General features: G+C 63.0%; 13 protein-coding genes. 9 read left to right on the plus strand and 4 right to left on the minus strand.

Features of this window, described 5'->3' with window-relative positions; genetic code table 11:
• Positions 1 to 2 precede the first annotated feature (2 nt).
• The 5 genes from BUA36_RS09195 to clpB all read left to right on the plus strand — a co-directional run bounded on the left by BUA36_RS09195 (position 3) and on the right by clpB (position 8,847).
• Positions 3 to 2,408 carry a bifunctional acetate--CoA ligase family protein/GNAT family N-acetyltransferase gene (locus tag BUA36_RS09195; protein WP_072783772.1) on the plus strand — a complete coding sequence of 802 codons (2,406 nt, stop codon included), beginning with the start codon at positions 3 to 5 and terminating at the stop codon, positions 2,406 to 2,408.
• Positions 2,409 to 2,605: 197 nt separating this feature from the next.
• The gene (locus BUA36_RS09200) at positions 2,606 to 3,229 is read left to right on the plus strand and encodes a hemerythrin domain-containing protein (RefSeq protein WP_229255651.1); all 624 of its coding nucleotides are present in this window, start codon (positions 2,606 to 2,608) and stop codon (positions 3,227 to 3,229) included.
• A gap of 78 nt (positions 3,230 to 3,307) precedes the next feature.
• Positions 3,308 to 5,722 carry a DUF349 domain-containing protein gene (locus tag BUA36_RS09205; RefSeq protein ID WP_072783777.1) on the plus strand — a complete coding sequence of 805 codons (2,415 nt, stop codon included), beginning with the start codon at positions 3,308 to 3,310 and terminating at the stop codon, positions 5,720 to 5,722.
• The gene (moaE, locus tag BUA36_RS09210) at positions 5,719 to 6,180 is read left to right on the plus strand and encodes a molybdopterin synthase catalytic subunit MoaE (RefSeq protein WP_072783779.1); all 462 of its coding nucleotides are present in this window, start codon (positions 5,719 to 5,721) and stop codon (positions 6,178 to 6,180) included. Before BUA36_RS09205 ends, moaE begins: the two co-directional genes overlap by 4 nt.
• 75 nt (positions 6,181 to 6,255) lie before the next feature.
• Entirely contained in the window at positions 6,256 to 8,847 is a 2,592-nt protein-coding gene (clpB, locus tag BUA36_RS09215) for an ATP-dependent chaperone ClpB (RefSeq protein ID WP_072783781.1), read from the plus strand.
• 16 nt (positions 8,848 to 8,863) lie between these two features.
• On the opposite strand, the gene BUA36_RS09220 is transcribed toward clpB, so the two are convergent.
• Both BUA36_RS09220 and BUA36_RS09225 read right to left on the minus strand, forming a co-directional pair.
• Entirely contained in the window at positions 8,864 to 9,781 is a 918-nt protein-coding gene (locus BUA36_RS09220) for a GGDEF domain-containing protein (protein ID WP_072783783.1), read from the minus strand.
• 109 nt (positions 9,782 to 9,890) lie between these two features.
• Entirely contained in the window at positions 9,891 to 10,676 is a 786-nt protein-coding gene (locus BUA36_RS09225; RefSeq protein ID WP_072783785.1) for an AraC family transcriptional regulator, read from the minus strand.
• 87 nt (positions 10,677 to 10,763) lie between these two features.
• On the opposite strand from BUA36_RS09225, the gene BUA36_RS09230 reads away from it, so the two are divergent.
• From BUA36_RS09230 to aceA, 3 genes are all read left to right on the plus strand, one after another.
• Entirely contained in the window at positions 10,764 to 11,993 is a 1,230-nt protein-coding gene (locus BUA36_RS09230) for an MFS transporter (protein ID WP_072783787.1), read from the plus strand.
• Between the two features lie 36 nt (positions 11,994 to 12,029).
• Positions 12,030 to 12,524 carry a ribonuclease E activity regulator RraA gene (gene rraA, locus BUA36_RS09235; protein ID WP_072783789.1) on the plus strand — a complete coding sequence of 165 codons (495 nt, stop codon included), beginning with the start codon at positions 12,030 to 12,032 and terminating at the stop codon, positions 12,522 to 12,524.
• A gap of 226 nt (positions 12,525 to 12,750) precedes the next feature.
• Positions 12,751 to 14,055 carry an isocitrate lyase gene (gene aceA / locus BUA36_RS09240; protein WP_072783791.1) on the plus strand — a complete coding sequence of 435 codons (1,305 nt, stop codon included), beginning with the start codon at positions 12,751 to 12,753 and terminating at the stop codon, positions 14,053 to 14,055.
• 85 nt (positions 14,056 to 14,140) lie between these two features.
• On the opposite strand, the gene BUA36_RS09245 is transcribed toward aceA, so the two are convergent.
• Positions 14,141 to 14,368, minus strand: coding sequence for a hypothetical protein (locus tag BUA36_RS09245; RefSeq protein WP_072783793.1), 228 nt, complete (start codon positions 14,366 to 14,368; stop codon positions 14,141 to 14,143).
• Positions 14,365 to 14,622: a hypothetical protein gene (locus BUA36_RS09250; RefSeq protein WP_072784608.1), complete on the minus strand. Its 258-nt coding sequence runs from the start codon at positions 14,620 to 14,622 to the stop codon at positions 14,365 to 14,367. Before BUA36_RS09250 ends, BUA36_RS09245 begins: the two co-directional genes overlap by 4 nt.
• 165 nt (positions 14,623 to 14,787) lie before the next feature.
• Here BUA36_RS09250 and BUA36_RS09255 point away from each other — a divergent pair, with 165 nt between their 5' ends.
• A complete protein-coding gene (locus BUA36_RS09255; RefSeq protein WP_072783795.1) occupies positions 14,788 to 15,747 on the plus strand; it encodes a 23S rRNA (adenine(2030)-N(6))-methyltransferase RlmJ in 960 nt (319 codons plus the stop codon).
• The last annotated feature ends 9 nt before the right edge of the window (positions 15,748 to 15,756 follow it).

Here is a 15,756-nt window from a genome sequence, read left to right on the forward strand (position 1 = left end):
CCATGAGTATTCGTAATCTGGACCGTCTGTTCCAACCACGCTCGGTGGCCCTGATCGGCGCGTCGGATAATCCGCAGCGCATCGGCACGCGGGTGCTGGCGAATCTGCTCGATGGTGAATTTACGCGTAGCGGTGGCGTGGTGTATCCAGTCAACCCGAAGCACCAGGCGTTGCACGGCTTGCCGTGTTATGGACGGGTCAGTGCGCTGCCCAAGCCGGCCGACCTGGCCATCATCTGCACGCCGCCGGCCACGCTGCCGGGATTGATCGGCGAGCTGGGACAGCACGGCACCAAGGCGGCCATCGTGATGACGGCCGATCCTGCGCACAGCGGTGGCCGCAGCTTGCGCCAGCAGATGCTGGAAGCGGCGCGGCCTTATTTGCTGCGGATACTGGGCGCTGGCAGCGTCGGACTGCAATCGCCGTCACTGGGCCTGAATGCCAGCTTTACGCAGATGGAAGCGGGCAAGGGGCGGCTGGCTTTCGTCTCGCAATCCGGTGCGCTGGCGACGGCGGTACTGGATTGGGCCGGCCAGCGCGGCATCGGCTTTTCGCGGCTGGTCGCCATGGGCGACGGCATGGACGTGGACTTTGGCGACTTGCTGGATTACCTGGCGGCCGATGCGGAGACGGAAGCGATCCTGCTGTGCATAGAACACGTGAGCAGCGCCCGCAAGTTCATGTCGGCGGGGCGGCTGGCGGCGCGCGGCAAGCCGGTCATCGTGCTGAAAGTGGGGCGCGATGCGGCGCCTGGCCAGGATCTGGTGTTTGATGCGGCGATACGCCGCGCCGGCATGCTGCGCGTGTATTCGACCGAAGACCTGTTCGACGCGGTGGAGACGCTGGCGCGCCAGCGCCCGCAGCGCGGCGAGCGGCTGGCGGTGCTGACCAACGGCGGCGGCCTGGGGCTGATCGCGGCCGATGCGCTGGCCTGCAGCGGCGCGCAACTGGCGGCGTTGTCGCCGGAAACGGTGCGCGGCCTGACGCAGGCCGGTGCGCCCCAGACCAATCCGCTGGATGTCCTGGCCGACGCGCCCGTGGCGCAGTATGTGGGGGCGGTCGAGGCGCTGCTGCGCGAGCCGCAGGCGGATGCGCTGCTGTTTCTGCACGCGCCGACCGCCATGGTGGCCAGTGACCTGATCGCTGAAGCAGTCGCACCGTTGATGAAAGCCGCTGGCAAGAATGTGCTGTCGTGCTGGCTGGGCGGCAGTTCGGTGGCGCAGGCGCGCCGGGTGTTTGCGGAGGCGGGCCTGCCGACTTATGACACGCCTGAAAAGGCCGTCAACGGTTTCCTGCAAATTGCCCAGTATCGCCGCAATCAGGAGTTGCTGATGGAGGTGCCGGTCGGCATGCCGACCACCAGCGCCAGCGGCCGTTCCACCGCGCGCGGCCTGGTGCAGGCGGCGCTGAACGCCGGCCACAGCGAGCTGTCCGACGCTGATGCGCGCGCACTGATGGCCGCCTACGGCATCGCACTGGCGACGCCGCAGCAGACCGCGCTGGCCGGCGCGACGCTGGCCGCGGCGCGCATCCAGATTGGTCATGATCCGGTGTTTGGCCCGGTGGTGTTTTTTGGCCAGGGTGGTATTGCCGCCGATGTGGCGGCGGACCGCGCCGCTGGCCTGCCGCCGCTGAATATGACGCTGGCGCGCGACATGGTCGGCCGCACCCGCGTTTCGCGGCTGCTGGCGCAGGGGCAGACGCCGGCCGACGCGGAAGCGCTGATCCGCACCTTGGTGCAGGTCGCCGACATGGTGGCCGACCTGCCCGAGCTGACGGAGCTGGACCTGAATCCGTTGCTGGCGATCGGCGGCAGCGTGGTGGCGCTGGGCGCGCGCATGCATCTGGCCAAGGCGCGGGCGCGGCGCACGGTGCTGGCGATCCGGCCGTATCCGCAGGAACTGGAAGAACGCGTCGACTGGGGCGGTGGGCAGATCCTGCTGCGGCCGATCCGGCCGGAAGACGGCCCGCAGCACCAGGTATTCTTTAGCGCGCTGGAGGCGGACGATATCCGGCTGCGCTTCTTCTCCGCCATGCGCGAGCTGCCGCCGGCGCAGCTGGCGCGGCTGACGCAGATCGACTATGACCGTGCCATGGCGTTTATCGCCACGCGGCCTGGCGTGGATGGCATGCCGGAAACACTGGGCGTGGTGCGCGCCGTGACGGATCCGGACAACCAGTCGGCGGAATTTGCCGTCATCGTGCGTTCCGATCTGAAAGGCAAGGGACTGGGCTACATCCTGTTCCAGAAGCTGGTCGATTATTTCCGCGCGCGCGGCACGCGCGAAATCGTCGGCGATGCGTTGTCGGAGAATACCGGTGTGCAAAAACTGATACGCCACTTCGGCGGCGTGGTATTGCCGCATCCAGAAGCCGGGATGGTGAGATTACAACTGCCGTTGCGATAGCATTCGCGGCACGCTTGAGATATATTGGCGATGGGCGGGTTTGTTCTAGCTCAAAGCGTCGTTGTCGGGATTATTTACACTTTTTACTTCCACCTACAGACTTGGGAGTCAGAATGTTAACCGCCACATATACTCTGGTCGCACTGTCAGTCGAACAAGCGAGCGTTCGTCTTAGCCTGCAGTCGTTCCAGAAATATATGCGTTCCACGCTGATGCAGCAAAACCGCATGACCCTGTCGCAACTGGAATATGCTTGCGAAAACCTTAATACCTTGTATCAGTCCTGTCACTGGCGCAAGACCGAGATGTATCTGATACCGGCACTGCGCGATGCCACTGAGCGGGCCGATCAGTTGCTGGACGAGCTCAACCGTTTGAACCAGGCCGCGCTGACGTCCATCCGTTTGCTGCAAGACAAGCTGGGCGCGCTGGCCGATGTCCGCGACGAGCAGGTCAGCGAAGTGTGCGACAGCATCGACACCTTCTGCGCCTCGCTGCTGAAGCGGCTGGAAAAGGAAGAGCACGAATTGTTCGGCCTGGCCCGGCATGCGATCGCCGGCGAAACCTGGTTCTCGATCGCCAATCAATTGATGATGCACGACAAGCATCTGGACGAAATGAAGCGCTCCGGCCTGCCGCCGGCGGAAGCTGCCCAGGTTGCCGCGCGTCGCCGCGCCTTGCCTGGCGGCGAGGTCGATGATGGCCAGATTTCGATACCAGGCTTGCAGGTATTGCCAGTTGTGAATCTCGACGACGCGCCTGCGCCGCCGTTGCGCAAGCCCGCGCAGCAAGCATCGCATGACGATGCTTTCATGAAGTAACCGCCCCATAGCGCCTTCGCAGGGCAAAATCTTCCTGCTTTGCTATGATGGTGGTTTTAGCCATCACCATAGCGCACCATGTTTGATTTCCTCTTTAAGCGTGCAACAGAATCCTCGGTCGTTCCGCCAGCTCCTGCGCCCGCGCCGGAGCCGGATGCTGCGGCTGGCCGTCGCGATGAACAGGCGCAACGCGCCGCCGCCCTCAATGGCAATGAAGCCGCCGCTGTCGCACTGATATTGGAGAGCGAATTCGCCGGGGTGCGGCTGACCGCCGCCGAGCATGTGCAGTCGCAGGCCGCGCTCGAGCAGGTGCTGCAGGCGGTGCGCAACACCGACCGCCGCGTCGCCAAGCTGATGCAGAGCCGGCTGGACGCCATCCGTTATCAGCAGGCCGAGCTGCAAAAAGCCCAGGCGTGTCTGGATCTCGCGCAACGTCTGTTGCAGGACGAGAAGTTAACGCCGAATCAGGTTGCGGAGCTGGACCGCCAATGGCTGGTGGTGGCGGACGTGCCGGCGTTGGCGGAGCAGTTCGCGAGCGCCCGCGCGGCGCTGGCCGCCCGCCTGGAAGCGCAGGTGACATTACAGCGCACCATCATCGATGCCATGGCGGCCGTGCGCAAGCTGCCCGATGCCGGCTTGCCAGCGGAAGAGGCGCTGCAGACGCTGGAACGGCATGCCGCAGCCGAGGCGGAATACCAGAATGCCCCCGAACACAACGCTTTGCCGCGCCATCTGCTGAGCGACTATGCGCAAGCGCTGGCGCAAGTGCGCGCCGCGCTGACCGTGCCTGTCAAGCCGGCGCCCGTGGCCGAGCCTGAAGCTGCGCCAGCTGTCGCTGAGGCCGCGCCGGACCCGGCTGCGGCCCCTAAGCAGCCCAAACAGCCGAAGCAGCCGCCCAAGGAAGCCGACAAGAAATTCCTGGAAACATTGGAGGCGATGGAAGCTGCGCTGGAGCACGGCCAGCTCCACATCGCAGGCGAACACGACAAATGGCTGCGCGAGCACAAGACCCGTCTCAGCCACGCCCAGACTGAGCATCTGAACCACGTCCGTGCCGAACTCAAGCGACTGGGTGACTGGGCGCGCTGGGGCGGCAATGTCTCGCGCGAAGAGCTGGTCAAGGCGGTGGAAGAGCTGCCAGGCCAGAAACTGGCCATGAGCGAGCTGGCCAAAAAAGTAGGCAGCATGCGTGACCGCTGGAAAGCGCTGGATGCGGTCTCGGGCCATGCGCCGAAAAGCCTGTGGGAACGCTTCGATGCGGCCTGTACCGCCGCTTACGCGCCTGCCGCCGCCCACTTCAAGCAGCTGGCCGACGAGCGCCACGCCAACGCCGCCAAGGCGCAGGCCCTGATCTCTGAAACGCAAGCCCTGGCCGAGTCGGTGGCCACCGGGGGTGCGGACCTGAAAAACGTCGCGGCAGCCGGCCAGCGCCTGCGCCAGATGTGGACGCGCCTGGGCACCATCGACCGCAAGGAAAAACGCAAGCTCGACCAGACCTTCGACAAGGTGCTGGCCCATATGCTGTCGCCGCTGTCCGAGCAGCGCAAGGTGGAAGCCGCCAAGCGCGAGCAGCTGATTGTCGAGGCGGAAGCACTGGAGCCATCCGACCGTCAGACGCTGGACAAGCTGCGCCGTCTGCAGGAGCGCTGGCAGGAGCAGGCCAAGGCCTTGCCGCTGGAGCGCAAGATCGAACAAGCGCTGTGGCAGCGTTTCCGCGCCGCATGCGACGCCATCTTCTCCAGGCGCAAGGAAACTGCGCACGCCGCCGATCACGAACGCAAGGCGCAACTGCACGCGCGCGAAGCAATCTGCAAGGCGCTGGAAGAGGCGACTTTCAGTGGCGAAGACAAGGCCCAACTGGCCGCCATCGCCAAGGCGCTCAAGGATGCAGCCACGGCCTGGCATGCGACCGGCATCGTGCCGCGGGCTGCCGAAGCCCGTATCAATCAGCGCTATCACAATGCGGTCGGCAAGGTGCAGGGGCAGGCGGACGCGATCAAGCGCCGTGCCGGTGCAGCCCAGGCCAATGCGCTGCGCGACAAGCTGCGCCTGTGCCAGTCGCTGGAAAGCGCGCTGGGCGCGGACGGCAGCGCCATCGATGCGACCGATTGGCAGGCGCGCTGGGCTGAATTGCCGTCGCTGGGCAATGAGTATGAGCGCGCGCTGAACGGCCGTTTCACCGCTGCGCTGGGCGCGCTGAATGGCGAGCGCAGTGCCTACGCGCAGCAGCTGGAGCGTAATCGCGCCAAGTTGCTGGATGAGGTGCTGCGCCTGGAAATCGTCGCCGGGGTGGATAGCGGCGCCGAATTTGCGCGCGAACGCCTGAAAATGCAGGTGGAAGTGCTGCAATCGTCGCTGAAATCCGGCCAGAAGCCGCAGTCGGCCAGCGCCGCCTACCTGCAGCTGTGCGCGATGCCGGCGCTGGCGGACGCACGTACCGCCAGCCGGATCGAGCAACTGTTCCGCCGCATTGGCGCCTCGGAGCGTGCATGAGTTTGAATGAGGTGCGGATCCAGGCAGAAGATTTCGATTTGTCTGCCGAGGTCGCCCAGCTGCGCGCCGATTATCCCAAGGTCGGCGGCGTGGTGACATTTGTCGGCACCGTACGCGACCTCAACGAGGGCGCTGCGGTGTCCGAGATGGTGCTGGAACATTATCCGGGCATGACGGAGCAGGCGATCAGCAACATCATCGACCAGGCCAAGGCGCGCTGGCCCATTTTCAGCGCGCTGGTGATCCACCGCGTCGGCCCGCTCCAGCCCAAGGACCAGATCGTCCTGGTGGCAGTGACGTCGGCGCACCGGGGCGAGGCGTTTGCTGCGTGCGAATTCATCATCGACTATCTCAAGACCGAGGCGCCGTTCTGGAAAAAGGAGCAAACCCCGGACGGCGCGCGCTGGGTCGATGCCCGCGTGAGCGATGATGCGGCATTGACTAAATGGAAAGTTTAAATGCAGGGTTAGCTCCTTGAAAACGTCATCGCTTATCCCTATGTAAGCGATAACTGTTAAATATCGGAGCAACAAATGCGTCAAGACAAACTCACCACCAAACTCCAGGAAGCCCTGTCGGACTCGCAGAGTCTGGCCGTGGGCAATGACAACCAATACATCGAACCGCTGCACCTGCTGACGGCCCTGTTGAACCAGGACGATGGCAGCGCGCGCTCGCTGCTGCAACGCGCCGGCGTCAATGTCGGCGGCCTGAGCAAGGCGCTGAGTGCGGCGCTGGAACGCTTGCCGAAAGTGTCCGGCACCGGTGGCAATGTGCAAGCGAGCCGTGAACTGGTGGCCGTGCTCAACCTGGCCGACAAGGAAGCGCAGAAGCGCGTCGATCAATTCATCTCCAGCGAAATGGTGCTGCTGGCGCTGACCGACGACAAGTCGGACGCCGGCGCGCTGGCGCGTGAAAGCGGCCTGACCCGCAAGTCGCTGGAAGCGGCCATCGACACCGTGCGCGGCGGCGCCAAGGTAGACAATGCCGAGGCTGAAGGCCAGCGCGAAGCCCTGAAAAAATACACCCTGGACCTGACCGAGCGCGCCCGCCAGGGCAAGCTGGACCCGGTGATCGGCCGCGACGATGAAATCCGCCGCGCGATCCAGGTGCTGCAACGCCGCTCCAAGAACAATCCTGTGCTGATCGGCGAACCGGGCGTGGGCAAGACCGCGATCGTGGAAGGCCTGGCGCAGCGCATCATCAACAACGAGGTGCCCGATTCGCTCAAAGGCAAGCGCGTGCTGGCGCTCGACATGGCGGCGCTGGTGGCTGGCGCCAAGTACCGCGGCGAGTTCGAGGAACGTCTGAAAGCCGTGCTCAAGGAGCTGGCCATGGACGAAGGCCAGACCATCGTCTTCATTGACGAGATGCACACCATGGTGGGCGCTGGCAAGGCCGACGGCGCCATGGATGCGGGCAATATGCTGAAACCGGCGCTGGCCCGCGGCGAGCTGCACTGCGTCGGTGCGACCACGCTGGACGAGTACCGCAAATACATCGAGAAAGACCCTGCGCTGGAGCGCCGCTTCCAGAAAATTCTGGTGGACGAGCCGAGCGTGGAAGACACCATCGCGATCCTGCGCGGCTTGCAGGACAAGTACGAGCTGCACCACCAGGTGGCGATTTCGGACGCGGCAATTATCGCAGCGGCAGAGCTGTCGCACCGTTACATTACCGACCGCTTCCTGCCCGACAAGGCGATCGACCTCATCGACGAGGCAGCTGCCAAGATCAAGATCGAAATTGATTCCAAGCCGGAAGTCATGGACAAGCTGGAACGCCGTCTGATCCAGCTGAAGATCGAGAAGGAAGCGGTCAAGAAGGAAAAGGACGAAGGCTCGCGCAAGCGTCTGGAACTCATCGACGAGGAAATCGTGCGCCTGACGCGCGAGCTCAACGACTACGAGGAAATCCTCAAGGCCGAGAAGTCGGTGGTGCAGGGCAGTACCCACATCAAGGAAGAGATCGACCGCATCAAGCAGCAGATGGAGCAGGCCACGCGCGAAAGCAACTGGCAGCGTGTCTCGGAGCTGCAATACGGCCGCCTGCCTGAGCTGGAAGCGCAGCTGAAGCAGGCTGAAAAAGCCACGGCCAGCGCCGGTGGCGCGCAAGATCCGTCCAAGCCCAAACTGCTGCGCACCGAAGTGGGCGCCGAGGAAATCGCGGAAGTGGTGTCGCGTGCGACCGGCATTCCGGTGTCACGCATGATGCAAGGCGAGCGCGAGAAGTTGCTGCACATCGAGGAGAAGCTGCACGAACGGGTGGTCGGCCAGGACGAGGCGATCAATGCGGTGGCCGACGCCATCCGCCGCTCGCGCGCGGGCCTGTCGGACCCGAACCGTCCGTACGGCTCCTTCCTGTTCCTGGGTCCGACCGGTGTCGGCAAGACCGAAGTGACCAAGGCGCTGGCGGGCTTCCTGTTCGATACGGAAGAATCGCTGATCCGTATCGACATGAGCGAGTTCATGGAGAAGCATTCGGTAGCCCGTCTGATCGGGGCGCCGCCAGGCTATGTGGGGTACGACGAGGGCGGCTATCTGACCGAGGCCGTGCGCCGCAAGCCGTACAGCGTGATCTTGCTGGACGAGGTGGAAAAGGCGCATCCGGATGTGTTCAACGTGCTGCTGCAGGTGCTGGACGATGGCCGCATGACCGATGGGCAGGGCCGTACGGTGGACTTCAAGAACACCGTCATCATCATGACCTCGAACCTGGGTTCGCACAAAATCCAGTCGATGGAAGACTCGGACCCCGGCGTGGTCAAGCTGGCGGTGATGGCCGAGGTGCGTTCGCACTTCCGTCCCGAGTTCATCAACCGTATCGATGAGATCGTGGTGTTCCACGGCCTGGATGAGAAGAACATCGGCGCGATTGCCCGCATCCAGCTGGCGACGCTGGAGAAACGTCTGGCCAAGATGGAAATTGGCATGACGGTGACCGACGCGGCGCTGCAGAAGATCGCCGAGGCGGGCTACGATCCGGTGTATGGTGCGCGGCCGCTGAAACGGGCGATCCAGCAGCAGATCGAAAATCCGCTGTCCAGGCTGATCCTGCAAGGGAAGTTTGGACCGAAGGACACCATCCACGTCGACGCTGTCAACGGCGAGCTGGCCTTCAGCTAATGCCGGCCCATGCGGGCTAGTGGCGGACGATGCGGTTGCGACCGTCGCGCTTGGCGCGGTACAACGCATCGTCTGCCCGTTTCAACACTTCCTCGTACGCGCTGTCACCGGCGGTCATTTCGCTGAGGCCGCCGCTGATGGTGGCGCCGCGTCCCAATGTGCCCAATTCCCTGAGCTGTTCCGCAATGCGCAGGCGCAGGCGTTCCGCGATCGGCATGGCCTGCGCGCTGTCCGTGTGCGGCATCAGCACGACAAACTCGTCACCGCCCAGGCGGGCCGGGAAATCGGTGGCGCGCAGCTCGCGCCGGCAGACCTCGGCCGTGGCCATGATGGCCTTGTCGCCGCTCAGGTGGCCGTATTCGTCGTTGATGCCTTTGAAATGGTCGATATCGAAGATCAGCACGGAAGCAGCGGTCTTGTAGCGCGCGAACAATTCAAAATGTTCGGTCAGGCTGTTCATGAGCTTGCGGCGGTTGGCCAGGCCGGTCAGCGAATCGGTCTCGCTTTGCATGCGCAGCAGCGCTTCCAGCTTTTTGCTGGCGGTGATATTGCTGGCGACCCATAGCACCGCATCTTCGCCCAGCACCTGGTATTCCAGCGGCTGCACGCGGCCTTCAAACCACAGCGTTTCCGCCGGGCCCTCACTGCCCACGCCCTTGACGTCATCGCCGGCCAGCGGATATTCGACCACATGCAGGCCGCGCGAGGCCAGTGCAATGGCCACCTGCGCCTGGAACCACGCGGCTTTTTCCGGGTTCAGCACCTCGGCCAGGTATTTGCCGGCCAGGCCGCTGCCGTCGTGGTAATAGCGCGTGTCCGTGCCGCCGAAAATGGCGGCATAGCGGCCGCTGCGCGTGAGGATGAATGCCGGATCGGGCAGCGCTGACAGCAGCGCGGCGATTTGCTCGTTCGAGAAGAGGGACAAATCCGCCATCCGATACCATTTTTCTAATTGTTGAGTTTCCACTAATGTACCGTACTTTTGTCCAAGCACACGTTATCGGCATAAATCTGGAAAACTTAACTAACGATCATTATTGTTGTTATCCAAAGAAGGTAGACGGCGAGCAGCCAAAGGTTTTCTTGAACATGGCGGAGAAGGCGGACTGGCTGGCGTAACCGAGTTCAGCAGCCACCTGCGACAGCGGTACGCCCCGCGCGATCAGCGGCGCCGCATGCGCCAGGCGCACTTGCTGGCGCCAGTGGCCGAAGCCCATGCCCAGTTCGCGCTCGAACAGGCGGGTCAGCGTGCGTTCGGAGGCGCCCACTTGCGTGGCCCAGTCGGCCAGCGTGCATTCGGCGCCGGGATCGGCGATCAGGGCGTCGCACAGCGCTTTCAGGCGCTTGTCAGTGGGCAGCGGCACGCGCACGGGACGCTCGGCGCAGCGCGGCATTTCGTCCAGCAGCAATTCCATCAGCAGGCGCTCGCGGCCGGATTGCTCGTGCTGGTCGTGCTGTTCCAGCGCCGCCATGAGTTCCCGCAACAGGCTGGACACTTCCACCACCTTGCAGTCGTTGCCGGGAAAGGGCGAGCGGCTGGCGTGGATGCATAGCGGCCGCAAGCGTGTGTTTTCCAGGATGGTCACGCCATGCACCACGTCCGGCGGCACCCAGATGGCGCGCTGCGGCGGCACGATCCAGCTGCTGTGGTTGGCATCCACGCGCATTACGCCTTGCATCGCGTAGGTGAACTGGCCCCACGGATGGTGGTGGGGCAGCAGCACATCGTCCGCTTCCAGGTCACGGCCGGACATGGTGAGCGGGTGGGCTTCGGTAGGAAAGTCGCAGTCCCAGTTGAATTGCGTGTGCTTGACGACGTGGATAGGCATGGCGGATTCACGATAAAAATTGTCTTTCTATCTTAAATCAGACCATGATGATTTGCTTAAACTTCAGCAAACAACACGGAGAGCAGCATGAACGACAAGACTTTGCTGCGCCAGGATGCCCGGGTAATCACGCTCGTGGGGCTGGCGCATGGCACTTCCCATTTTTATCACGTGATCCTGGCGGCGCTGATACCGTGGCTGAAACCGGAGTTCGGGCTCAGCTATTCGGAACTCGGGTTGCTGATGACGGTATTTTTTGTGGTGTCCGGCGTGGGACAGGCGATGGCCGGCTTTATCGTCGACAGGTTCAGCGCGCGCACCGTGCTGTTCAGCGGGATTGCGCTGCTGGGCCTGTCGGCGGTGATGCTGTCGAGCGCGCACAGCTACGCGCAGTTGATGCTGGGCGCCCTCCTGGCCGGTTGCGGCAACAGCGTGTTCCACCCGGCGGACTACACCTTGCTGAACCAGCGCGTGTCCAAGGCACGGCTGGCGCACGGTTTTTCGGTGCACGGCATCAGTGGCAATATCGGCTGGGCGCTGTCGCCGCTGTTCCTGACGTTTGTGGCCGGCCGTACCGACTGGCGCACGGCGCTGCTGTGCGCGGCCGTATTGCCGCTGGCCGTGCTGGCGCTGCTGGTCTGGAACCGCCATGCCTTGCGGCCCGAGCCGGCTGCGGTGCTGGTGGCCGGCAAGCATGCGGTTGCGGCGGCGGGCGAGGGGCCATTCAGCTTCCTCAAGCTCAAGGTGGTGTGGTTGTGCTTTGCCTTTTTCCTGATTTCTGCCGTGGCGCTGGCGGGCATTCAGACTTTTGCTTCGACTAGCCTGGTCAGCCTGTACGGCATGTCGCTGGGCACGGCGACCTCGGCTTACACCTGCTTCATGATGGCGTCGGCGGCAGGCATGGCCTACGGCGGCTTCCTGGGTGCGGGCTCGCGCAATCACGACCGCATCATCATGCTGGCGTTTGGTTCGGCGGCCGTGCTGTCGCTGGTGCTGGCGGCGGCCGTGGTGCCGGGCTGGATGGCGGTGGTGCTGATGGGACTGATCGGTCTGGTGACGGGCATCTCCGGCCCATCGCGTGACCTCATGATACGCGGTGCTGCGCCGGCCAACGCCACCGGCCGCGTGTTTGGCGTGGTGTATTCCGGCCTTGATAGCGGTCTGGCGCTGGGGCCGCTGCTGTTTGGCGCGCTCATGGACGCCCACCATCCGGCTGGCGTGTTTGTGGGCATCGCCGTATTCCAGGCGCTGGTGATCCTGACGGCGGCGGGTGTCGGCAGCAATAGCCGCGTGACCGCCGTGCCTAAAACCGCATAAAATAAAGTCATCTGAATAACGATACACGGGAAGATGATGAGCTTTGCCACCACCGATTTATGCGACGACAACACCAACCTGCTGGACGATGGCCGCCTGGCGGTATTGCCGCCGGTGTTCCGCCACTTTGGCCAGCGCGTGCGCTTTTCCGGCCGCGTCGTCACGCTGAAAGTGCATGAGGATAACGCGCTGGTGCGCGCCACGCTGGAAACCCCGGGCGACGGCAATGTGCTGGTGGTGGATGGCGGCGGCAGCCTGCGCCGCGCGCTGGTCGGCGGCCAGCTGGGCTTGCTGGCGCAGGACAATGGCTGGTCCGGCATTATTGTTGATGGCTGCGTGCGCGATACGGAGGAAATCAACGCCTGCGACATCGGCGTGCGCGCGCTCGCGGCGCATCCGCAGAAAAGCAGCAAGAAGGGCGTGGGCGAGCGCAATGTGCGCGTGCATATCGCCGGTGTGCCGGTCAATCCGGGCGACTGGATTTATGCCGATGCGGATGGCGTGCTGGTCGCTCAGCAGAAGCTGGCCTGATTTCGCATGACGAAAAGGCGGTTTCATATTGCGGAATTCGATGTGGGACTGCAACATCAAAATCTTTCATTGTGAGGAATTTGGTTTCGTATCCTGAAAATTGACAACTAAGCTATTGATTCATATTGGAATTAATTTACTTAGTTGTCTTATATAAGAGTCTTGGTGCGCAGCGTCAAAAGTTCTATCATTTCTCTCACCGGCTTGAGAGAAACAGGAGAACGCCATGGACACCCGCGAACAGCAAATCGCCGCACTGCAAAAAGACTGGGACACCAATCCACGCTGGAACGGTGTCACCCGTACTTACACGGCTGACGACGTGGTGCGCCTGCGCGGTTCCATCCAGATCGAGCACACGCTGGCGCAGCGCGGCGCGGAAAAGTTGTGGGACCTGGTCAACCAGGAACCATTCGTCAATGCGCTGGGCGCGCTGACGGGTAACCAGGCCATGCAGCAAGTCAAGGCCGGCCTGAAAGCGATCTACCTGTCGGGCTGGCAGGTGGCTGGCGACGCCAATCTGGCGGGCGAAATGTACCCGGACCAGTCGCTGTACCCGGCCAATTCGGTGCCGATGGTGGTTCGCCGCATCAACAACACCTTGCAGCGCGCCGACCAGATCCAGTGGTCGGAAGGTAACAACAAGATCGATTATTTCGTTCCCATCGTGGCTGATGCGGAAGCGGGCTTTGGTGGCGTGCTCAACGCGTTTGAACTCATGAAATCCATGATCGAGGCGGGCGCCTCGGGCGTGCACTTCGAAGACCAGCTGGCCTCGGCCAAGAAATGCGGCCACATGGGCGGCAAGGTGCTGGTGCCGACGCGCGAAGCGGTGGAAAAGCTGACCGCAGCGCGCCTGGCGGCCGACGTCATGGGCACCTCGACGCTGGTGATCGCCCGTACCGATGCCGAAGCGGCGGATTTGCTGACCTCGGACATCGACGATAACGACAAGCCGTTCTGCACCGGCGAGCGCACCGTGGAAGGTTTTTACAAGGTGCGCAACGGCCTGGAGCAGGCGATCGCGCGCGCCCTGGCGTATGCGCCATACGCCGACCTGGTGTGGTGCGAAACCGGCAAGCCGGACCTGGAATTCGCCAAGAAATTCGCCGAAGCGGTGCACGCCAGGTTCCCGGGCAAGATGCTGGCCTATAACTGCTCGCCGTCATTCAACTGGAAGAAAAACCTGGACGACGCCACCATCGCCAGGTTCCAGAAAGAGCTGGGCGCGATGGGCTACAAGTTCCAGTTCATCACGCTGGCCGGCTTTCACGCGCTGAATTACGGCATGTTTCACCTGGCGCACGGCTATGCGCGCCGCCAGATGCCGGCCTTTGTGGAATTGCAGGAAGCGGAATTTGCCGCAGCGGAGCGCGGCTTCACCGCCGTCCAGCATCAGCGCGAAGTGGGAACAGGATATTTTGATGCGGTGACCCAGACGATACAAAGGATACAAAGCGGCCAGTCGTCCATCACCGCCTTGCATGGTTCGACCGAAGACGAGCAGTTCTTCGATAAAAAGGTCGCGTAACGATAACAGGGAGTGAGATGGCGAGGGCGGGCGACACCCGCGCGCGCCATAAGCGGCAGCGACACAATCGCTGCCGCTTTGCCGTTTACGGCTGCTGTTGCTGGTGCTGCTGCAGGTGGTGACGCAGGCGCTGCTGGAATTCATCGACGTCATCGACCGTGCTGAGGTCGTCATCGACGTCGATCAGGTGGGTAGAGTGGCCGGGCGCAAACGACACGCTGGCTTCCACATCGCCTTTTTTCTCCGACAGGGAGTGGCCCTGGACGGCGCCCAGCACGTTGCCGTGCACATCCGTAATGACGGTCATCTTCATGACATGCCTCCGCCTTGCAGGTTGTGGAAGCAACCGCCGGCACCCTGGTTGTGGATGTCGACGAAGTAGGTTGCATTGCCGTTGTTGTCCTTGCGCTTGCGCTGCTGGTCGGCCAGGTGGACCGCGCCCTGGTTGGGCGTTTTGACGTCGGCCGAAGCGAACTGGGTGCCGCGGTCGCCGCCGTAGGAATAGCTCCAGAACGCCGTTTGACCCGGCGCCAGGAAGGTCAGCGGCCCTACGTTGTTGAAAGCCATAATCTCCTCCATGAAAGTACGCCGCGCATGCGGATGCGTACGCGGCTGTACCATCTTAGACAGCACGCACGCGGGCGCTTTGATGCAAACGAGATGTGGGCTTTTTTGGCGGCCGGCGCGATCTGAGGGATAATGCGGGATTGAATCACTCAGGATCACCAGCTTATGTTCTCTTACCGCCATGCCTTCCACGCGGGTAACCACGCCGACGTGCTGAAGCACTTCATCACCATCCAGCTGCTGCAGTATCTGAACCAGAAAGACGTGGCGTACAGCTACATCGATACGCACTCGGGCGCTGGTGTCTATGAGCTGGATGGCGCGTTTGCGTCCAAAAATGCCGAATACGACACCGGCATTGGTCCGCTATGGAACCTGAGCGACCTGCCGGCGCCGATCAAGGAGTATGTGGACCTGATCAAGGCCATGAACCCGAGCGGCAAGATGCGCTACTACCCGGGCTCGCCGTACATTGCCGACCAGGTAGCGCGCGAACAGGACCGTTTGCGCCTGTTCGAGCTGCATCCGGCCGATTCCAAGCTGCTGGCCGATAACTTCCGCAAGCTCGATGAGCACGCGGCGGCGCAGGGTATCCGCTCCACCGTGCGCGGCAAGCGTGTGCTGATTACCCGTGGCGATGGCTTTGCCTCGCTCAAGGCGCTGCTGCCGCCGCCATCGCGCCGCGCGCTGGTGCTGATCGACCCGCCGTATGAAGACAAGCAGGACTACAAAAAGACCAAGGACGTGCTGGCCGAAGCGCTGGGCCGCTTCCCGAGTGGCACCTACGCGGTCTGGTATCCGCTGTTGCAGCGCATGGAATCGCGCCAGTTTGCCGACAAGCTCAAGCAGCTGCCCGCTGCCAACTGGCTCAACGTGACCCTGACCATCAAGACGCCGATGCCGGATGGTATTGGTGGTCTGCACAGCAGCGGCATGTTCATTTTGAACCCGCCTTACACGCTGGAGCCGATGCTGAAACAGGTCATGCCGTGGCTGGTGAAAGCGCTGGGACAGGACGCCGGCGCGCGCTTTACGCTGGAAAGCGGCACCCAGACGACGGGTACGCGCAACAGTAGCGAGCGCCGCCCACCGGTTCGTCAGAAAAATATTGTCAAGTCTGCATAGTTGGGTATA

The organism is Duganella sacchari, assembly GCF_900143065.1.
GTDB lineage: Bacteria > Pseudomonadota > Gammaproteobacteria > Burkholderiales > Burkholderiaceae_D > Rugamonas > Rugamonas sacchari.